Here is a 19,720-nt window from a genome sequence, read left to right as displayed (position 1 = left end):
ATTGAACAACGGGGGGATTGCTGTGTCTATCGGTGTATTAATGTTGCATGGATTTTCCGGAGGGCCTTATGAAATGGAGCCTTTGACGGAATACATCAAAAACAATACGGATTGGATTGTGGAAACACCAACATTATGCGGCCATGGAGAGGAACTTTCATTAAAAGGTTTCACTGCGGAGCATTGGCTGATTGATGCGGAATTGGCCTATAAAAGATTGTCCGAAAAGGTGGAAAACGTCTATGTTGTGGGCTTTTCCATGGGAGGAGTCATCGCATTATATTTGGCGATGCGTTATCCGGTAAAGAAACTTGTGCTTCTGAGTGCAGCTGTAAAATACATCGCGCCGAAGCAGTTGATTGTGGAGCTGCAAAAAATTGCCAAGGAAGCGGTGGAAGGACAATTGAAAAATAATGAATTATTTAAGCAATATGAGTACAAGCTAAGAAGTGTACCTGTTAGTGCCGCAATTCAATTCATGCGAATCGTTCGGCGGGTGGAACCTTATATTGAAACGATCGATATCCCGACATTCATTGTGCAAGGTAAATGCGATGGGATCGTCCCATATTCGACGGCTCAATATCTATATGACAAACTTCCCACAACGGAAAAATATATTTATTTTTCATCTTGCGGAAAACACCATATTTGCTTCAGTGAAGATTGCGACACATGGTTTTCGGATGTTTTGCATTTTTTAAAGTCGTAAAAATGATACTTTTTAAGCAATATCATTGCATCCTTTGTGAGTACCTGTTAGACTAGGGAAAGCAATGGATACATTTTGTACCAAAGGCTCTTCAAAAGGTGTGAAGAGTACTTTTTTTTGAATGAATCGGTTTTATTCTATCCAAAACTGAGTAAAGCATAGAATGGAACCGCTCGGCAAAGACCGGGCTTTCCTTTTCATATAATTTGAATTATCTGAATGAGAAAATGATTATTTTGACGCAACGTTTCAATTTATAGCTCGACATTTGCCGACACTTCATCTGAAAAATGTAACCATTTGTCGACTTAAGAAAAAAGGAGATTGAAGAGTTTGACAAATTTTTCAGAATTTAATATCAGCGAATCTACATTACGTTCATTAAAACGGATGGGATTTGAAGAAGCAACACCAATCCAGGAAGGGACAATCAAGTTTGCTTTGGAAGGTCGCGACATTATCGGTCAAGCACAAACAGGTACAGGTAAAACGGCGGCGTTCGGTATCCCGATCATTGAGAAAATCGATACGAAAAATCCTGAGATTCAAGCTTTAATTATTGCACCGACACGTGAGCTCGCGATCCAAGTGTCAGAAGAACTTTATAAAATTGGATATGATAAGCGGGTGAAAATTTTATCGGTTTATGGGGGCCAAGATATCGGGCGGCAAATCCGCGCTTTGAAAAATAAACCTCAAATCATTGTAGGTACGCCAGGCCGGATCATTGACCATATCAACCGTCGCACATTGAAACTTGATCAAGTTCAAACCCTTGTTTTGGATGAAGCGGATGAAATGTTGAACATGGGCTTTATCGATGATATCAATGCGATTTTGGAGAAAGTGCCTAAAAATCGCCAAATGCTGTTGTTCTCTGCAACAATGCCGCCGGCGATTCGCAAAATTGCAACGAAATTTATGAGTAATCCGCAAGAAGTGAAAATTAAATCCAAGGAAATGACGGTTGAAAATATCGAGCAATACTTTGTAAAATCCCAAGAACGAGAAAAATTTGACATTTTAACCCGCTTATTGGATGTCCATCAGCCTGAACTCGCGATTGTTTTTGGCCGGACAAAACGCCGCGTCGATGAATTAGCGCAAGCGCTGAACATCCGTGGATATTTGGCGGAAGGCATTCACGGGGATTTAAGCCAATCAAAACGATTATCTGTGTTGCGTCAATTTAAAGAAAATAAAATTGATATCCTTGTTGCAACGGATGTTGCGGCACGGGGACTGGATATTTCCGGTGTTTCTCACGTCTACAATTTTGACATTCCGCAAGATCCGGAAAGTTATGTTCACCGCATCGGGCGAACTGGCCGTGCGGGGAAATCAGGCATTGCCGTTACGTTTGTAACGCCTCGGGAAATGGGATATTTGCGAATTGTGGAAGAAACAACGAAAAAACGCATTTCGCCCCTTCGGCCACCCACGCAAGATGAAGCTTTGGCAGGTCAACAAAAATTGGCTGTTGAAAGGCTCATCGAAATTGTTCAAGCGAACGACTTAAAAGATTACCGCATACTTGCGACGGAACTTTTGGAAAACTATGAAGCGGTGGATCTTGTAGCTGCAGCGATCAAATCATTCACAAAAGAGCCGGATGCTACACCGGTAAAAATTACAGAAGAAGCTCCTCTTCCAAAACGAAGAGAACGCTCCACAAGCGGTCGTGGAGGGGGACGCGGCGGGGTACGGAAAGAAGTCCGTGGCCGAAAAGAGAGAAGCGGACGCCGCAAAGGCAGATAGGAAATGAAAGAGGCTGGGACAAAAGATAAAAAACACCATTTTCTCCCGGGAGAAAATGGTGTTTTTTTGATAATTGAAGAAAATTGATTTCCGTTCCGGGGACGCTTTCCGCGGGCCCGGCTCGAGCCTCCTCGGAGCTCAATCCTTCGCTCCTGCGGGGTCTCGAGACTCGGGCTGTTCCCGCAGGAGTCGCCCCGTCACTCCAATCAATTTTTTACAAAAATTCTTTTTGCAGCTCGTTCACTTTATTAGTTATGTCCCAGCCTCTTTTATATTTTTTATACTTTTTGGATTGATTCGACATATTGTTTGCGCAATTGGACTTTTTGGATTTTACCGGACGCTGTTTTTGGCAATTCATCCACGAAAGACGCGCTTTTGATCGCTTTAAAGTGGGCCAATTTCGAACGGGTGAAGTCAATGAGTTCTTGTTCAGTAACGCTGTGGCCTTCTTTTAATACAACGATGGCATGTGGCGTTTCCCCCCATTTTTCATGAGGAACCGCGATAACAGCCGCTTCCTTCACGGCTGGATGTTCATAAAGAACGCCTTCCACCTCGATGGAGGAGATATTTTCCCCGCCGCTGATGATGATGTCCTTTTTGCGGTCAGTGATATCGATGTATCCTTTTTCGTCAATTGTTCCTACATCACCGGTATGCAGCCAACCGTCCACAATTGTTTCCATAGTGGCGGTCTCGTTTCTCCAATAACCTTTCATTACACCGTTGCCGCGGACAACAATTTCACCCATCGTTTTTCCGTCATGAGGCACTTCTTCCCCATTTTCGTCCACCACTTTTACTTCCGTACCGATAAATGGCGTACCCGCTTTCGCTTTCAACCGGAATTTTTCTTCTTCCGGCAAATCCACGTATTGGGAAAGAATTCGGGAACCTAAACTGAGCGGTGAAGATTCCGTCATTCCATATACTTGAATGAATTCCCATCCCAGGTCTTTTTCAACTCGTCCGACAAACGCAGGTGGCGGAGCAGAACCCGCAATGACAACCCTGATATTTTTAGGAGTTTCAGGTTTGTGTTCATCGTAATATTGCAATAATGTATTTAATACCGTTGGGGCCATATGAATAACCGTTACATTGTATTTTTGGATGGCATCAAAAATTTGATCGGCTGCAACCTTTCTCAAAGTGACATGGGTTGCTCCGTTGGCAGTATAATAAAAAGGTGAACCCCAGCCATTCACATGGAACATTGGCAGAACGTGCAAATATACGTCTTGATCTGTGACGCGCAAGAAATGCATCGAACTTAAAGCATGCAAATAGTTGTTGCGATGAGTGAGAAGAACCCCTTTTGGATTTCCGGTTGTTCCGCTTGTATATAATAAACTGCACTCATCATTTTCATCCAATTCCACACGGTCGAATTTCGAATCGTCGAAGCCTGCAAGCCACTCGTCATAACCGATTTCATTGGTTTCGTTATCTTTGTTATGAACAATGATTGTTTTTACGGTAACCAATTTTTCTTTGATCGGTTCAATTAAATGATAAAGCTCCTGGTCAACGAACAAAACTTTCGATTCGCTGTGATTTAAAATAAAAAGATAATCTTCCGGTTTCAAACGGATGTTTAAAGGCACCATCACTGCACCAACTTGGTAGATGCCATAAAAGCCCTCCAGCATTTCAATAGTGTTTGGCGCAAGATAAGCCACTTTATCGTATTTTTGGATGCCCAATGATTGCAGGCCTCTCGAGAGCTGGTTCACCCGATTATTGAACTCCCGATACGTGAAGCGCCGATCCCCTTCATAACCGATGACTGCTTCCTTGTCCCCATATAGTGCTACGGCACGATCTAAGAAATGGGTTAAAATTAAAGGTACATTCATTCTACATACACTCCTCCAATTCTTTTAAACGTGAACAATTCTCGCAACTTCATAGAAGATACAATAAGTTTATATGAATTTACATACCATAAAATGAGTCTTTTTCAAAGAGAATTTTGAATTTTGAAACAAATTTGAAAGTGAATCCGTATAGAATAGGAGTGACGGATTAGAGGTGAGGACAATGAGAAAAGAACTTGAACATCAAATACCACGAAAAGGGTTGACCGTGTGGCGGCTGTATGGTCTTATTTATACTTTGATTCTATCAATCATTGCAGGGATCCTTTGTTTTTTAACTTATCAATTGGATTGGTTGGACATTTTTTATTACATAGCGATAGGAGCAGTGTTGATCGTTGGATTCGCCTTCATTTGGCTGTTCCCAAAAATCCGGTGGGATCATTGGCGGTATGAGGTGAGGGAGCAGGAAATTGAAATCCAGAGCGGTTTGTTTGTCGTGAAAAGAACTTTAATCCCTATGGTTCGCGTACAACATGTGGACACCACACAAGGACCGATTCTCAAAAAATATGATTTGGCCAATATTGCGATTTCCACAGCGGCGACAACGCATGTGATCCCGATGCTGATAACGGAAGATGCCGACCAGCTGCGGGCGAGAATTTCCGAATTGGCGAGGGTGGCTGAAGATGATGTATAAGAAATATCGGCTCCATCCCATCTCTGCAGTCATTGGTTTTTTGAAAGGACTCAAAGACCTTTTTCCACCATTGCTTATTCTATTGATAGCGAACGGATTTAATTTCCGTGCGGATGCGAAACATTTTTGGGAGTACATTCCTGTTATCATCTTTATAGTGGTTATTATTTTTTATTTGATTTCCGGAATTATCGAATGGAGGACTTTTGTCTATTGGTTTGAAGATAATGAACTGCGGGTGGAATATGGATTGATTGTCAAAAAGAAGCGTTATATCCCTTTTGATCGGATTCAAAGCTTCAACTATAAAGAGACGATACTCCATCGCCTGTTCGGACTCGTGGAAGTCAATGTGGAAACGGCAGGGACCACATCCGGAAAGCCGGAAGCGGTATTCACCGCCATCACAAAAGAGGCTGCGGAGATTATTGAAAACGAAACAAAAAGAGCAAAAACCGGACAAAAACCGGGCGATGAACCGTTGGATGAAGCTGTTCAATCCAATCCCGAGGAGGAAGTATCGCAACCATCCCATGTGATATATAAAATGGCGCCAAAGGATTTGATATTACTTGCGACGACTTCCAATAGCATCGGTGTCGTTATTGCGGGGGTGGCGGCCTTTTTTTCCCAGTTTGCGGATATTATCCCGTCCGACTGGATTGTCGAAGAAGTGGCCGCAATTGTTCAATTCGGAATGATGTTCGTCGCGTTTCTCCTTTTCATCGCATTTTTCATTGCCTGGATACTGTCGGTCATGATCACATTTGTGAATTATTATGATTTCACGGTTGTACAGGAAAATGATCGGATCATTATTACACGGGGGCTGTTGGAAAGAAAGCGGATTATTATTCCACTCAATCGGGTGCAGGGAATCAAGATCATCGAGAATCCTTTGAGACAGCTTACCCGTTATGCAACGGTCGTTGTGGAAAGCGCGAGCTGGGGATTTGGGAAGAATGATACAAATATCGCGATGTTCCCGCTCATTTCAAAAAAAGAAATGTACGAACCATTGCGGCGTTTATTTCCACAGTTTTCGCTCCAATTTGAAAACGGATTGATCCGTCCGCCAAAAAAATCCCGGCCGCACTTTTACAGAGTGTATATCATAGGTTTGATTCCAATCATTGCGATATGTTCATATTTCTTTTATCCGGTCGGGTTATTGTCCATCTTGCTCCCATTTCTTGTTTTCGTGTTGGGTTTGTGGCAATACAAAACAAATGGCTATTTGATTTCCGGAAACCAGTTGACATTAAGGTATCGCATCATCAGCCGGGTGACGTTTATCGTCGAAAAGAAACGGATTCAAGTCATTCAAAAGAAACAAAATTATTTTCAAAAAAGGAAAAACATCGCTACCGTTCAGGCAACGGTCATGTCCGGCATTGGCGGTGCAACAGGGAAAGTCGCCCACCTGGACGAATCGGATGTCGATGCGATCCTGTCTTGGTTTGAACGGTCCAAAGAAAATAAAGGGACGGCAGAATAAATTTTCGATATATCAAAAAAACATCATTTTGGTGTTGCGCCAAAATGATGTTTTTTGCATTTGTCCCAGCCTTTAATAAATCATTTTTTGTTGTCCAATTTTAGTGTTATTTCATGCGCCAACGTAATATATTTTTTGGTGAGAAGTAAGCAAGTCCCAACAAGAATCCGGTAATCAATCCACCAATGTGGGCGTAAATGTTAATATTTGGCTGTAAAAAGGTCATAATCAACCCAATAATAATGATCGGCATAATGATTTGTTTCAGTTGAGGCATTGTGTTTCTGGTATAGTAGACAAGTGCTGCATAAGCTCCGAAAATGCCATAAATCGAACCACTGGCCCCCACACTTGCATATTCCCCGGATTGAAAAATGAATGTCGCAACGTTACCGAATATTCCCGAAAACAAATAAATGGTGATAAAACGCAGTTTCCCTGCAATTCTCTCCAATTCTGGCCCGAATAAAAACAACGAAAACATATTAAACAATATGTGGAAAAACCCTGCGTGCAAGAATGTGGAAGTGATGACCCGCCACCACTCGCCTTCAGCAATCAACCAATTGACGCTCATTCCCATGTAAAATATCGTATCACCAATAACAGGAATCATTGTTAGTATATAAATGATAAGATTTAGCGCAATAATCGTTGCAACAACCGGATAATATTTGATATATTGCCTGAAATTTTCTGTACGAACAAACATAATCGTCACCTCAATTTATAAAATTATTATACATTGTTGTTAGAGATTAATAAAAGGAGAACTTCATCATATGATAAAAGGAATAGGTTTGGACATAGTGGAGATTGAACGGATCAAGGAGCTGATGAATCGGACTGATAAATTTCATAAGCGCATTTTATCGGAGCGGGAGTTGGATATTTTTAATCATCTTTCTGAAAAAAGAAAATATGAATTTTTAGCAGGGAGATTTGCAGCAAAGGAAGCTTTCTCAAAAGCCAATGGCACTGGAATAAGGGAGGGATGCGAATTTCATCAGATTGAAATCTTAAATGATGAACTGGGAAAACCGGTACTTTACTTTCATGGCCAAGCAGTCAATGGTTTTGTCAGCATCACCCATTCAAGGGATTATGCTGCGGCACAAGTGATCATTATGAGTTCATGATGCCATCAATGATTTTTTGTTGTTGTCCAATAGTGATAGCATAAACCTCTATTTGCCTTCATATATTTGTCCTATCCAGTTAGAGTAGAAAGGATGGAGTTTTGAGACAGAAGTTAACGATATTTATTGTTTTGCTGTTAAGTGTCATCGTACTTGGTGCTTGCGGTAAAGATTCAAAGGAAGAAGTTTTGGAGAAGTTGCATGAAAAATGGGCTGAAGGGAAAGGCTATGAACTGGATGCGACGATGGAAATCAAAACGGGAAGCGAACCGAGAGTGTATGATGTCAATGTATGGCATACACGGCCGGATTTCTATCGCGTTCAAGTTTCACAAAAAGATGAAGATGTAACGCAGATGATCATCCGCAATAAAGAAGGAGTATTCGTAGTCACGCCTTCGCTCAAGAAAACGTACAAGTTCCAAAGCGAGTGGCCGAAACAAAATAGCCAGCCGTATTTAATCGGAGCGTTGGCCGAGGATTTGTTGGCGGATAAAAATGTGGCGATGGAAGAAACGGATGACAGCTACATTTTTACAGCGGCAACGAGAAACAACCATAAGAGCATCATGCCGACACAAAAGGTGACTGTAGATAAGAAAACGCTGTTGCCGAAATCCGTTTCGATCCTGAACGAAGCTGAAGAGGAGCAAATGCTCATCACCTTCAAAAAGATTGATTTAGGCGTCCAACATAAGGAAAAAGAATATGCAGTTGAGCAATTTACAAAAGATGAAGAAAATGTGGCAACTGAAGAAAAGGAAAGCGCCGATTTCCAAACATATTATCCGGTGCTTGCTTGGGACAACACGACTTTAGTGGATGAAAAAAGAATCGAAGGCGAAGATGGAGTCGAACGGGTGATTTTAACATTTGAAGGGGATAAATCCTTCACATTGGTACAAGAACCGATTGAAATAGGTGAATCCGCAACGATTCCGGTATTCCAACCAGGGGAATTACTGGATTTGGGCTTTACAATCGGAGCTATTACGGATCATTCCATCAGCTTCGAAAAGGATGGCATTTCCTTCTTCATTGCATCCAATGACTTAACGCAAGAAGAAATGATAGAAGTGGCAGCTTCCATTACGGCAGGCAGTCTGAAATAGTAATTCGTTGCGTTGTTGGACGGAGAGTTTTACAATACAAGAAGAAAACCTATAGAAATTTCATGGTTTAAAAAAAGAAAAAGAGGGAAAACTAACAAATGCGTAACAATAAGCACTTCCGTCCAACAAAAGCTATCATCGATTTAGATGCAATCAAATATAATGTTTTACAATTAAAAAAACATATCCAACCTAATGTGAAAATTATTGCAGTTGTGAAGGCAAATGCTTATGGACATGGTGATGTGGAAGTGGCGAAAGCAGCCCTTGAAGCGGGGGCAAGCATGCTCGCAGTGGCCACTCCCGAAGAAGCGCTTCATGTTCGTAAGCATTTACCCACTGTTGATATATTGGTATTAGGATATTCGCCTGTTTCATTTGCCGAATATGCGGCAAATGAAAATATTACATTGACGGTTTATTCTTCCGATTGGGTTGAAGAGGCCAAAAAAAGTTGCAATAAACCATTAAAATTACATATTAAAGTCGATACCGGAATGCATAGGATCGGCGTAACATCAGAAAAAGAATTGCGCTCACTGTATGAAAAGATACAATCTGCCGAACAATTTATTTTGGATGGGATTTTTACCCATTTTGCGACTGCTGATGAAGAGGATGATTCCTACTTCCAAAAACAAGCCAACCGATTTGAACAATTCCTGAAAGCATTGCCGGAAAAGCCGAGACTTGTGCATGTTGCGAACACGGCAACCGCTTTAATCAAGGATGCACGTTTACAATATGATGCAGTACGTTTCGGCATATCCATGTATGGCTTGGCACCTTCCGAATTTGTCAAATCCAAATTGCCTTATCCGTTGAAACCGGCCTTTTCTTTGGAAACGGAATTAGTTGCCGTTAAACAAATCGGGCCTGGTGAGTCAGTTGGCTACGGTGCCACTTTTACCGCAGAACAACCAACTTATATCGGTACATTGCCGATCGGTTATGCAGACGGATTAATTCGTAAATATAGCGGACAGGATGTTTTGATCGATGGGAAAAGAGTTCCCATTGTGGGAAGAATTTGTATGGATCAATGTATGATTGCATTACCTGCTGCATATAATATTGGTGAAAAAGTCGTTTTAATAGGAAAACAAAAAAACGAAGAAATTACAATTGATGAGTGGGCTGCCAAAGTAGACACTATAAACTACGAAGTTCCTTGCATCATCACTTCTAGAGTACCCAGAATTTACTACAAAAATTAATAAATATCGACAAAAACCTCAACAAAAACTGTGAAAAACCAAAAAATTGTAACATCTTGTCTTTTCTTCTCTAATTGATGGTGTTAGAATGAGAGAGAGTGATGAGATTAGGTTATGGTTTTTGTGGAGGTGCTTATTGTGTACGCAAAGAGAGTGAATGATGCAAAGGAAATTACGGTGGCTCTTCCTCACGAAATGATGAAATTTTGCGGTGTGGAGAACGAAAACAATGAGGTAATTGTTTACGTTTCTAAACGCAGAGTGGTTGCATGTAAACCAAATCAAATACGGGAGGCTTTAATCAGAGGGTATGTAGAAATGGGACAAATTAATTTGTCGATTTCAAGCGAATGTCTACATGCCGAGTATGAAGCAGAGCATACAGTGGAGCGTCTCGTAAGCGGGGGATGACATTATTGATTGTTAAACGTGGGGACGTTTTCTTTGCAGATCTGTCACCTGTCGTTGGTTCTGAACAAGGTGGCACTAGGCCTGTCTTGATTATCCAAAATGATATTGGTAATCGATTCAGTCCTACTGTGATTATTGCAGCGATCACTGCGCAAATTCAAAAAGCAAAATTACCTACCCATGTCGAAATCGATGCGAAAAAGTACGGTTTCGAAAGGGATTCGGTAATTTTGCTTGAGCAATTGCGTACCATCGATAAGTCCAGATTAACAGACCGAATAACCCATTTGGATGATGAACTAATGGAAAAAGTGGATGTTGCTTTAGAAATTAGTCTAGGGTTAATAAAATTTTGAATACATAAGAAAGGGTGGCTGATAAAGCGGACAACGCTTTATCAGCTTTTTTTGCAAAAAAGAGGAGATTGGCATCCCAATTCAGAAAATAATATATTCACTGGGCGAAAAGGGGAAATCGGACAAATTCCCTTTATGCTACTAGTATTAAGTATCCAATATAATTTATGTCATTGATGGAAAGTAATTCAATACGTTATGATAAATACATAATACGATCCTTTTTTAAAAATTTTTCTCTACATAATAAATTCATAGATATAGAGAGATAGTAATCGTTAGGGAAAATCAATGGGGGTGTTAAAAATGAGAGATCACCCGACAGTAAAGATTGTGACAGAATTAGATATTGTTGCTGCACGTCGATTAAGTCGCTATATGGCGAAAGAGATCGGATTTGGAGTTGTTGATCAGGCGAGAATCGCCACTGCCACCAGTGAATTGGCAAAAAATATATATTTATATGCCACCACAGGCGAAATTATTGTAGAGAAAATAGAGAAAGACGGGCAAAAAGGGATTGCCATAACAGCGATAGATAATGGTCCAGGCATTGCGAATCCCCACAAAATACTGGAAGACGGTTATGCAAAATCAAGCAGTCAAGGCGCCGGACTTCCAGGTGTAAAGCGATTGATGGATTCAATACAAATCAACTCGGAAATCGGTAAAGGAACTGTCATCAGGATTGAAAAGTGGGTGAAATAGGGGAGTGTATTCTTCTTGAAAGAATTGAAAGTTCAGTACGAAAAAGTGTTGTCAGATTATCTGTTGAATCAAAATGAGAGCAATTTATATATTGGCCAAAATCTGGTGCGGGAATTAATGAGAAGCAATGTTTCACCGGAAGATTTGGTCAGCATTCATAAACAATCGATGGAAAATATCGTTCCAAACCTTCCTGAATCCGTTTCGAATTCTTTCGACTTTTTAATCGAAGTGATGGTTCACTTTGGGCTCAAGCTGAAGGAACACCAAAGTCTATTATTAAAGCAGGAAGAAATCCGGATCGAAATGGAAATAGCGGCAAAAATCCAAAATTTATTGCTTGAAACGAAAATTCCAAAACCAAATGGACTCGATATCGGAATGGTTTCTGTGCCGGTCCGGAAAATGAATGGGGATTATGTCCATTTTATGCATGATGACGGAAACTATTTCAGTGTTGCGGTGACAGATGTGGTTGGAAAAGGTGTGCCGGCAGCACTGTGCATGTCCATGGTGAAATATGGGTTGGATACGTTGGAATATGCAAACAATAACCCATCTTATGTACTTGAAGTGCTGAATCGCATCATCGAAAAAAGTGTCGATGACAGCATGTTTGTATCGATGTTCTATGGCCGGTATGATTTGGAGAACGATATCTTCACTTTTGGTTCAGCCGGCCATGAGCCTGCACTCTACTATAATTCTAAAGATCAAACTTTTTCAGACCTGGATTCCAAAGGATTGTTGCTGGGAGTATTGCCTGAAATCAAGTATTCCCAAAAAGACATTCATCTATCAGAAAACGATTTTATCATTTTGATTACAGATGGGGTGACAGAATTCAGAAATATGGACAATTTTGATTCCCGCGCCTATATCAAAAGGCTGGCGAAATCGTTAAGCCATTTAAGCGCACAGGAAATGTGCAACAAGATATTTGAAAATTTGAATAAATTGCATAATTTTCAATTGGCGGATGATTTTACGATTGTTACTATTAAAAAATATTAAAAGGTAATATATATTCAGGTTTAATCACTAAGAATTTTGGGAAAGGTACTATAGTCAATTTGGAGGTGTCCTGGATGAATGTCAACGTGCAATTTCGGGAAGAGGAAAATAGAATTTATGGAATTATAGAAGGGGAAATTGATACTTTCACGGCTCCTATTTTAAGAGATGAGCTGGATATTATTTCGATCAAGGAAAACATGAACATTGAATTGGACTTATCAAAGGTTACTTATATGGATAGTACAGGATTGGGTGTGTTTGTTGCATTTTATAAGAAGGTATTGAAAGAAAATGCCAATTTAAAGTTGGTACGCCTATCTGGTCGCTTAGCCAGACTTTTTGAAATCACAGGGCTGAGTGAATTAATGGATATTGAAACTGATAAAAAGGTGGAACCTGCAAATGAGTGCATTTGACTATGTAGAAATTCGAATACCTGCTAAACCGCAATATGTAAGCGTCATTCGTCTAACAATCTCCGGATTAGCTGCCAGATTAGGTTTTTTGTACGATGAAATAGAAGATATGAAAATCGCGGTGAGCGAAGCGGTCACAAATGTGGTGCAGCACGCCTATCAAGGTGTGGATGAGGGGGAAGTTGTTATCGGATGCGCATTGTACAAGGACAAAATGGAAATTATGGTCTCCGATTACGGCAATGGGTTTAATTTTGAGGAAATTAAATCAAAAATCGGACCATATCGGGAAGATGAAAATATCTCAAGTTTACGCGAAGGTGGACTTGGCTTTTATCTAATGGAAACTTTAATGGACGAGGTGAGAGTGAACAATGAAGGTGGAGTTACTGTTTTCATGACGAAATTTGTCGCAAGAGAGCAGGTGAATGAAAATGTCCACAAGATCCCAATCACTTAGACCTGAAGAAGAAGTCATTTCCGACATCCTTGAATATCAAAAAAACGAAGATGAAGAACTTCTGACAAAGATAGTCCTTTATTATGAAGATTTAGTGGAATCCATTGCTAAAAAATATTCGTACGGAAAATCTCTCTATGATGATGTGTATCAAGTAGGGATGTTAGGGTTATTGGGGGCAATCAAACGCTACGATCCTTCTCTCGGAAAAAAATTTGAGGCTTTTGCCCTCCCTACAATCATAGGTGAAATCAAACGTTTTTTGCGGGATAAAACTTGGGATGTGCACGTTCCACGACGCATAAAAGAACTGGGACCGAAGATCAAAACAGCAGTTGAACATTTGACGATTAAGTTGCAACATTCTCCATCCATACCCGAAATCGCAGAATACTTGGGCGTTGAAGTGGAAGAAGTATTGGAAGCGATGGAAATCGGCAAAAACTATCAAGCTTTATCGATTGATCATTCCATCGAATCGGATACGGACGGAAGCACTGTGACATTATTGGATATGATTGGACAGGAAGATGATCGCTATGAACTGACCAACAAAAGGATTGTCTTTTCCGAAATCATCAATGTATTATCCGAACGGGAGAAGAAAATCATTCAACTCACCTTTTTGGAGCAATTAAGTCAAAAAGAAGCCGGTGAAATGTTGGGAATATCTCAAATGCATGTTTCCCGAATCCAGAGAAAGGCGATTGAAAAATTAAAAAGTGCCATTGCGACAAACAGTAGCGTTTCAATTTGATAGTTTCATAGATTGTGGACAAGCCTGCTCGTTTATTTTTGGAGTAGGCTATTATTTTTTTTTGCAAAAATGCGTATGACAGCTATCTTCACTAGTACAGCAGAGATGATAATGTTACAATAACCTTGTCTATTTCCAAATTTGATTATTATATCGGAAGGCTGTAACGTAGAAAGGCTGTGGAAAAATGGATGAAAAGCAAATGTTTCAATTGATCGCAAAGGATACGAATGTGAAACCATCCCAAGTGGAGGCGGTCATCAAGCTGTTGGAAGACGGGAACACCGTGCCGTTTATAGCCCGTTATCGTAAAGAAGCAACGGGTTCCCTTGACGAAGTGCAAATTAAATCAATTGAAGAACGGTATCACTACGTACAACAACTGGAGCAAAGAAAAGAAGAGGTCATCCGGTTAATTGATGAACAGGGAAAACTCACGGAAGAACTGGCCGCTGAAATCCGGGCAGCTACAATACTGCAGCGGGTGGAAGACTTATATCGTCCATACAAACAAAAACGCCGCACGAAAGCGACCGTTGCAAAAGAACGGGGGCTTGAACCGTTAGCGGATGAATTGATGAAATTTGGGATGGATCCGATAGAAACTCTGGCAAGTCCATTCATGAACGAAGAAAAAGAAATATTGACGGTGGAGGATGCCATCAATGGAGCCAAAGATATTTTGGCGGAGCGATTCTCTGATGATGCCAAAGTCCGGGATTTACTTAGAAAGCTATCATGGAGGGAAGGGATTATTACTACCTCCGTAAAAGATGGGGAAAAAGATGAGAAGAAAGTATTTGAAATGTATTACGAATACGAAGAACCAGTCAGAAGCATCGTTCCCCATCGAACGCTCGCCATCAATCGGGGAGAAAAAGAAGAAGTGTTGAAAGTGTCCATTCATGTACCATTGGACAAAGCGCTGCAAATCATGGAGAAAGAATGGATTCCATCAAAATCAATCTCCCCTTCAATTGTACCGGTAAAAGAAGCGATTGAAGACAGTTATAAACGGCTCATCCAACCTTCCATCGAGAGGGAAATTCGTAATGAGTTGACAGAAAAGGCAGAGGCTCAAGCAATCCATATTTTTTCAGAGAATTTGAGAAGCTTGCTTTTGCAACCGCCAATGCGCGGCATTACTGTGCTTGGGGTGGACCCTGCTTATCGGACTGGATGCAAATTGGCCGTTGTGGACGAAACCGGGAAATTGCAGGAAGTGTCAGCAATCTATCCGCATCCGCCTGTATCGAAAGTGGAAGAGTCGAAAGCGATAGTAAAGGCGCTGCTAGATAAATATCCCATTGATATCATTGCGATTGGCAATGGTACGGCATCAAGGGAAACCGAACAATTTATTGCAGATGTATTAAAAGAAGTGGATCGGGATGTATCTTATGTCATCGTCAATGAAGCAGGAGCTTCCGTATACTCCGCTTCCGAAATTGCACGGGAAGAGTTTCCGGATTTGCAGGTTGAACAGCGGAGTGCCGTATCCATTGCACGACGTCTTCAAGATCCGCTGTCCGAACTTGTGAAGATTGATCCAAAAGCGGTGGGTGTAGGCCAATATCAGCACGATGTATCCCAAAAGAAACTGGCGGAATCATTGTCATTTATTGTTGAGACGGCCGTAAACCAAGTGGGAGTGGATGTAAATACCGCATCGAGCTCACTATTGCAATATGTATCGGGACTTTCGAAAACAGTGGCGGAGAATATAGTTAAAATGCGCATCGAAAATGGGAAATTTACATCCCGCACCCAGTTGAAGAAAGTGCCAAGACTTGGCGCGAAAACATATGAACAAGCGATCGGGTTCTTGCGCATACCAGACGCCAAAAACCCATTCGATGCAACGGGAATTCACCCGGAAAGTTATGAAATAGCGGAAAAAATTCTTGAACTTTGCGGTTTATCCAAAAATGATATTGGCACCGAGAAATGTGAGCAGACTTTAAGCGACGTTAACATTAATCAGTTAAGCGAGCAATTGGGCGTTGGCGAAATTACGGTAAAAGATATCGTTGATACATTAATGAAGCCGATGAGGGATCCCCGTGATGAGTATCCGCAACCGCTGTTAAAAACAGATGTATTAAAAATGGAAGATTTGAAAGCGGGAATGGAATTGCAAGGAACTGTCAGAAACGTTGTTGACTTTGGAGCTTTTGTTGATATCGGTGTGAAACAGGATGGCCTTGTGCACATTTCAAAATTGAAAAAAGGAAGGGTCAAACATCCCCTTGACGTCGTTTCATTGGGAGACATTGTGACGGTTTGGGTTGAAAAAGTGGAGATCGAAAAAGGAAGGATTGCTCTAACAATGATACCGCCGGAAAAGCAAACCGTTGGAAATGAAGAAGCAAACTAAAAAATCAATGTCCGTTTTCACATTGCTTGATATGTTAAAAGGTGAGGTGTCTAACAAATTAGGCACCTCTTATTTTTGGTATGCTAACATTATTGCAGATAATATTATTTATGATATTGAGAAAAAAGATGGTGAAGAAAATGACGGATCAGGAACTTCAACTATTAGTGGAACAAATGTCTTTGGAATACTTTGGGCGCCGTTTTTTACATAAAGCATATTTTAATCCCCGATTGAAAACGACTGGCGGCCGGTATTTGCTGAAAAGCCATAATATTGAATTGAACAGAAAATCATATGAACTCTTTGGCATGGAAGAATTGAGGGGCATCATACTTCATGAACTTTGCCATTATCATCTTCATATTCAAGGAAAAGGGTATAAACACCGGGATAAAGACTTCCGAAATTTAATGGCAAAAGTCGGGGCACCGAGATATTGTTCCAGAATTGAAGAAAGCTATCGGAAACACAAAACGGTGCATCTGTACGAATGTGCAACTTGCCATCAACAATACATACGAAAGCGAAGAATGGATGTCAGAAAATATCGTTGCGGCATTTGCCGAGGGCCATTAAAAAAAGTGAGCGAATTTAAGAAGAATTAACTTTACAACATTAATTTTTCGTGGTAAATTAATTAGCGTTGTCGCAAGATATACTTTATAATAATGCTTAGAAAATATGGGGAATATCAAAGATTTTTCCGAATGAATAAATGAAAAAAGTTGTTGACTTTTATATAGACAGTCATTATAATAATAAAAGTCGGCAGGGAAAACCGATAAATAAAATCATTATTCCGAAGTAGCTCAGTGGTAGAGCAATCGGCTGTTAACCGATTGGTCGTAGGTTCGAATCCTACCTTCGGAGCCATGGCCCCTTGGTCAAGTGGTTAAGACACCGCCCTTTCACGGCGGTAACACGGGTTCGAATCCCGTAGGGGTCATCTTGTTTTTACGGTCTCGTGGTGTAGCGGTTAACATGCCTGCCTGTCACGCAGGAGATCGCCGGTTCGATCCCGGTCGGGACCGCCATTACAAGTTATTGGGGTATAGCCAAGTGGTAAGGCAACGGATTTTGATTCCGTCATGCCCAGGTTCGAATCCTGGTACCCCAGCCAACTAAATATGAGCCATTAGCTCAGTGGTAGAGCATCTGACTTTTAATCAGAGGGTCGAAGGTTCGAGTCCTTCATGGCTCATTTTTTTAAAAAATAATTGACAAATCCAAATGGATATGTATAATTAATAAAGCCACCGATAAATGCGGTCGTGGCGGAATGGCAGACGCGCTAGGTTGAGGGCCTAGTGGGGGCAACCCCGTGGAGGTTCAAGTCCTCTCGGCCGCACCAATTGAATGCGCGTTATTTCAAATCAAATAATAATATGCGGGTGTAGTTTAATGGTAAAACCTCAGCCTTCCAAGCTGATGTCGTGGGTTCGATTCCCATCACCCGCTCCATTTTTGTCTTATGAACCTTGAAAACTGAACACCGAAACGTTAATGTTATAAATTTTCCAATTCGTTGACCCTTGTTGACGGATTGGATACGGACAAAAGTTTGAGCTAATCAAATTTTCTTTTATGGAGAGTTTGATCCTGGCTCAGGACGAACGCTGGCGGCGTGCCTAATACATGCAAGTCGAGCGGACCAATTAGAAAGCTTGCTTTTTAATTGGTTAGCGGCGGACGGGTGAGTAACACGTGGGTAACCTGCCCTATAGACCGGGATAACTCGCGGAAACGCGTGCTAATACCGGATAACACACCGAAGCGCATGCTTCGGGGTTGAAAGATGGTTCTGCTATCACTATAGGATGGGCCCGCGGCGCATTAGCTAGTTGGTGGGGTAACGGCCTACCAAGGCGACGATGCGTAGCCGACCTGAGAGGGTGATCGGCCACACTGGGACTGAGACACGGCCCAGACTCCTACGGGAGGCAGCAGTAGGGAATCTTCCACAATGGGCGAAAGCCTGATGGAGCAACGCCGCGTGAGCGAAGAAGGTCTTCGGATCGTAAAGCTCTGTTGTAAGGGAAGAACAAGCGCAGCAGTCACTGGCTGCGCCCTGACGGTACCTTACTAGAAAGCCACGGCTAACTACGTGCCAGCAGCCGCGGTAATACGTAGGTGGCAAGCGTTGTCCGGAATTATTGGGCGTAAAGCGCGCGCAGGCGGTCTCTTAAGTCTGATGTGAAAGCCCCCGGCTCAACCGGGGAGGGTCATTGGAAACTGGGAGACTTGAGTGCAGGAGAGGGAAGTGGAATTCCATGTGTAGCGGTGAAATGCGTAGAGATATGGAGGAACACCAGTGGCGAAGGCGGCTTCCTGGCCTGTAACTGACGCTGAGGCGCGAAAGCGTGGGGAGCAAACAGGATTAGATACCCTGGTAGTCCACGCCGTAAACGATGAGTGCTAGGTGTTAGGGGGTTTCCGCCCCTTAGTGCTGCAGCTAACGCATTAAGCACTCCGCCTGGGGAGTACGGTCGCAAGACTGAAACTCAAAGGAATTGACGGGGGCCCGCACAAGCGGTGGAGCATGTGGTTTAATTCGAAGCAACGCGAAGAACCTTACCAGGTCTTGACATCCCGCTGACCGCCATGGAGACATGGCTTTCCCTTCGGGGACAGCGGTGACAGGTGGTGCATGGTTGTCGTCAGCTCGTGTCGTGAGATGTTGGGTTAAGTCCCGCAACGAGCGCAACCCTTGTCCTTAGTTGCCATCATTCAGTTGGGCACTCTAAGGAGACTGCCGTACAAATACGGAGGAAGGTGGGGATGACGTCAAATCATCATGCCCCTTATGACCTGGGCTACACACGTGCTACAATGGGTGGTACAAAGGGCAGCAAACCCGCGAGGGGGAGCGAATCCCAAAAAGCCACTCTCAGTTCGGATTGCAGGCTGCAACTCGCCTGCATGAAGCCGGAATCGCTAGTAATCGCGGATCAGCATGCCGCGGTGAATACGTTCCCGGGCCTTGTACACACCGCCCGTCACACCACGAGAGTCTGTAACACCCGAAGTCGGTGAGGTAACCCTCCGGGAGCCAGCCGCCGAAGGTGGGACAGATGATTGGGGTGAAGTCGTAACAAGGTAGCCGTATCGGAAGGTGCGGCTGGATCACCTCCTTTCTAAGGATATAAACGGAAAACATTAACGTTTTGGGTTCAGTTTTGAAGGTTCATGCCTTCAATCAAGAGTTTTGTTCTTTGAAAACTGGATAAACGACATTGAAAGCAAGAAATTTACT

Annotated in this window: 18 protein-coding genes, 7 tRNA genes and 1 rRNA gene; 24 read left to right on the top strand and 2 right to left on the bottom strand. The window is 42.1% G+C overall.

Features of this window, described 5'->3' with window-relative positions; genetic code table 11:
* The first annotated feature begins 22 nt into the window (after positions 1 to 22).
* Both NST13_RS10320 and NST13_RS10315 read left to right on the top strand, forming a co-directional pair.
* Positions 23 to 712 (top strand): alpha/beta fold hydrolase, encoded by a 690-nt coding sequence (locus NST13_RS10320; protein ID WP_342471222.1) that lies wholly within the window; start codon positions 23 to 25, stop codon positions 710 to 712.
* A gap of 333 nt (positions 713 to 1,045) precedes the next feature.
* Positions 1,046 to 2,470, top strand: a complete 1,425-nt coding sequence (locus tag NST13_RS10315) for a DEAD/DEAH box helicase (protein WP_342471061.1) — start codon at positions 1,046 to 1,048, stop codon at positions 2,468 to 2,470.
* A gap of 278 nt (positions 2,471 to 2,748) precedes the next feature.
* Here NST13_RS10315 and NST13_RS10310 read toward each other — a convergent pair whose 3' ends face one another.
* Positions 2,749 to 4,332, bottom strand: coding sequence for a long-chain-fatty-acid--CoA ligase (locus NST13_RS10310; protein ID WP_342471063.1), 1,584 nt, complete (start codon positions 4,330 to 4,332; stop codon positions 2,749 to 2,751).
* A gap of 184 nt (positions 4,333 to 4,516) precedes the next feature.
* On the opposite strand from NST13_RS10310, the gene NST13_RS10305 reads away from it, so the two are divergent.
* Both NST13_RS10305 and NST13_RS10300 read left to right on the top strand, forming a co-directional pair.
* Positions 4,517 to 4,996: a PH domain-containing protein gene (locus tag NST13_RS10305; RefSeq protein ID WP_342471064.1), complete on the top strand. Its 480-nt coding sequence runs from the start codon at positions 4,517 to 4,519 to the stop codon at positions 4,994 to 4,996.
* On the top strand, positions 4,986 to 6,494 hold the full coding sequence (locus NST13_RS10300) for a PH domain-containing protein (RefSeq protein ID WP_342580546.1): 1,509 nt from the start codon (positions 4,986 to 4,988) through the stop codon (positions 6,492 to 6,494). The genes NST13_RS10305 and NST13_RS10300 overlap by 11 nt, the downstream gene beginning before the upstream one ends.
* A gap of 106 nt (positions 6,495 to 6,600) precedes the next feature.
* On the opposite strand, the gene NST13_RS10295 is transcribed toward NST13_RS10300, so the two are convergent.
* Positions 6,601 to 7,206 carry a rhomboid family intramembrane serine protease gene (locus tag NST13_RS10295; RefSeq protein ID WP_342471066.1) on the bottom strand — a complete coding sequence of 202 codons (606 nt, stop codon included), beginning with the start codon at positions 7,204 to 7,206 and terminating at the stop codon, positions 6,601 to 6,603.
* A gap of 70 nt (positions 7,207 to 7,276) precedes the next feature.
* On the opposite strand from NST13_RS10295, the gene acpS reads away from it, so the two are divergent.
* The 20 genes from acpS to NST13_RS10195 all read left to right on the top strand — a co-directional run bounded on the left by acpS (position 7,277) and on the right by NST13_RS10195 (position 19,601).
* Entirely contained in the window at positions 7,277 to 7,633 is a 357-nt protein-coding gene (acpS, locus tag NST13_RS10290) for a holo-ACP synthase (protein ID WP_342471067.1), read from the top strand.
* Between the two features lie 101 nt (positions 7,634 to 7,734).
* Positions 7,735 to 8,745, top strand: a complete 1,011-nt coding sequence (locus tag NST13_RS10285) for an outer membrane lipoprotein carrier protein LolA (RefSeq protein ID WP_342580545.1) — start codon at positions 7,735 to 7,737, stop codon at positions 8,743 to 8,745.
* Positions 8,746 to 8,843: 98 nt separating this feature from the next.
* On the top strand, positions 8,844 to 9,962 hold the full coding sequence (gene alr / locus NST13_RS10280; protein ID WP_342580544.1) for an alanine racemase: 1,119 nt from the start codon (positions 8,844 to 8,846) through the stop codon (positions 9,960 to 9,962).
* A gap of 138 nt (positions 9,963 to 10,100) precedes the next feature.
* Positions 10,101 to 10,373, top strand: a complete 273-nt coding sequence (locus NST13_RS10275; RefSeq protein ID WP_342471070.1) for a transcriptional regulator — start codon at positions 10,101 to 10,103, stop codon at positions 10,371 to 10,373.
* A gap of 5 nt (positions 10,374 to 10,378) precedes the next feature.
* The gene (locus NST13_RS10270) at positions 10,379 to 10,729 is read left to right on the top strand and encodes a type II toxin-antitoxin system PemK/MazF family toxin (RefSeq protein ID WP_342471071.1); all 351 of its coding nucleotides are present in this window, start codon (positions 10,379 to 10,381) and stop codon (positions 10,727 to 10,729) included.
* Between the two features lie 306 nt (positions 10,730 to 11,035).
* Positions 11,036 to 11,437 carry an anti-sigma regulatory factor gene (locus tag NST13_RS10265; protein WP_342471072.1) on the top strand — a complete coding sequence of 134 codons (402 nt, stop codon included), beginning with the start codon at positions 11,036 to 11,038 and terminating at the stop codon, positions 11,435 to 11,437.
* 15 nt (positions 11,438 to 11,452) lie between these two features.
* On the top strand, positions 11,453 to 12,451 hold the full coding sequence (locus tag NST13_RS10260) for a PP2C family protein-serine/threonine phosphatase (protein ID WP_342580543.1): 999 nt from the start codon (positions 11,453 to 11,455) through the stop codon (positions 12,449 to 12,451).
* A gap of 74 nt (positions 12,452 to 12,525) precedes the next feature.
* Positions 12,526 to 12,870 (top strand): STAS domain-containing protein, encoded by a 345-nt coding sequence (locus NST13_RS10255; RefSeq protein WP_342471074.1) that lies wholly within the window; start codon positions 12,526 to 12,528, stop codon positions 12,868 to 12,870.
* Complete coding sequence (gene rsbW / locus NST13_RS10250; RefSeq protein WP_342471075.1) at positions 12,857 to 13,330, top strand: anti-sigma B factor RsbW; 474 nt, start codon at positions 12,857 to 12,859, stop codon at positions 13,328 to 13,330. The genes NST13_RS10255 and rsbW overlap by 14 nt, the downstream gene beginning before the upstream one ends.
* Positions 13,305 to 14,087: an RNA polymerase sigma factor SigB gene (sigB, locus tag NST13_RS10245; protein ID WP_342581844.1), complete on the top strand. Its 783-nt coding sequence runs from the start codon at positions 13,305 to 13,307 to the stop codon at positions 14,085 to 14,087. Before rsbW ends, sigB begins: the two co-directional genes overlap by 26 nt.
* 187 nt (positions 14,088 to 14,274) lie before the next feature.
* A complete protein-coding gene (locus NST13_RS10240; protein ID WP_342580542.1) occupies positions 14,275 to 16,464 on the top strand; it encodes a Tex family protein in 2,190 nt (729 codons plus the stop codon).
* A 140-nt stretch (positions 16,465 to 16,604) separates the two neighbouring features.
* On the top strand, positions 16,605 to 17,072 hold the full coding sequence (locus NST13_RS10235) for a SprT family protein (RefSeq protein WP_342581843.1): 468 nt from the start codon (positions 16,605 to 16,607) through the stop codon (positions 17,070 to 17,072).
* A 193-nt stretch (positions 17,073 to 17,265) separates the two neighbouring features.
* Positions 17,266 to 17,340, top strand: a tRNA-Asn gene (locus tag NST13_RS10230).
* 1 nt (position 17,341) lies between these two features.
* A tRNA-Glu gene (locus NST13_RS10225) sits at positions 17,342 to 17,413 on the top strand.
* Between the two features lie 12 nt (positions 17,414 to 17,425).
* A tRNA-Asp gene (locus NST13_RS10220) sits at positions 17,426 to 17,501 on the top strand.
* 11 nt (positions 17,502 to 17,512) lie between these two features.
* A tRNA-Gln gene (locus NST13_RS10215) sits at positions 17,513 to 17,587 on the top strand.
* Between the two features lie 9 nt (positions 17,588 to 17,596).
* Positions 17,597 to 17,668: transfer RNA gene (locus NST13_RS10210), tRNA-Lys, on the top strand.
* Positions 17,669 to 17,732: 64 nt separating this feature from the next.
* Positions 17,733 to 17,818, top strand: a tRNA-Leu gene (locus tag NST13_RS10205).
* Between the two features lie 36 nt (positions 17,819 to 17,854).
* Positions 17,855 to 17,928, top strand: a tRNA-Gly gene (locus NST13_RS10200).
* Between the two features lie 120 nt (positions 17,929 to 18,048).
* Positions 18,049 to 19,601 (top strand): 16S ribosomal RNA (locus tag NST13_RS10195).
* The last annotated feature ends 119 nt before the right edge of the window (positions 19,602 to 19,720 follow it).

It is taken from the genome of Ureibacillus sp. FSL W7-1570, assembly GCF_038593265.1.
Lineage (GTDB): Bacteria > Bacillota > Bacilli > Bacillales_A > Planococcaceae > Ureibacillus > Ureibacillus suwonensis.
This window is presented reverse-complemented; position numbering and strand designations above follow the sequence as displayed.

Coding starts and splice junctions, on each gene's coding strand:
- acpS (WP_342471067.1), top strand. CDS start 7,277: ATGATAAAAGGAATAGGTTTGGACATAGTGGAGATTGAACGGATCAAG.
- rsbW (WP_342471075.1), top strand. CDS start 12,857: ATGAGTGCATTTGACTATGTAGAAATTCGAATACCTGCTAAACCGCAA.
- NST13_RS10255 (WP_342471074.1), top strand. CDS start 12,526: ATGAATGTCAACGTGCAATTTCGGGAAGAGGAAAATAGAATTTATGGA.
- NST13_RS10295 (WP_342471066.1), bottom strand. CDS start 7,206: ATGTTTGTTCGTACAGAAAATTTCAGGCAATATATCAAATATTATCCG.
- NST13_RS10300 (WP_342580546.1), top strand. CDS start 4,986: ATGATGTATAAGAAATATCGGCTCCATCCCATCTCTGCAGTCATTGGT.
- sigB (WP_342581844.1), top strand. CDS start 13,305: ATGTCCACAAGATCCCAATCACTTAGACCTGAAGAAGAAGTCATTTCC.
- NST13_RS10235 (WP_342581843.1), top strand. CDS start 16,605: ATGACGGATCAGGAACTTCAACTATTAGTGGAACAAATGTCTTTGGAA.
- NST13_RS10310 (WP_342471063.1), bottom strand. CDS start 4,332: ATGAATGTACCTTTAATTTTAACCCATTTCTTAGATCGTGCCGTAGCA.
- NST13_RS10265 (WP_342471072.1), top strand. CDS start 11,036: ATGAGAGATCACCCGACAGTAAAGATTGTGACAGAATTAGATATTGTT.
- alr (WP_342580544.1), top strand. CDS start 8,844: ATGCGTAACAATAAGCACTTCCGTCCAACAAAAGCTATCATCGATTTA.
- NST13_RS10305 (WP_342471064.1), top strand. CDS start 4,517: ATGAGAAAAGAACTTGAACATCAAATACCACGAAAAGGGTTGACCGTG.
- NST13_RS10240 (WP_342580542.1), top strand. CDS start 14,275: ATGGATGAAAAGCAAATGTTTCAATTGATCGCAAAGGATACGAATGTG.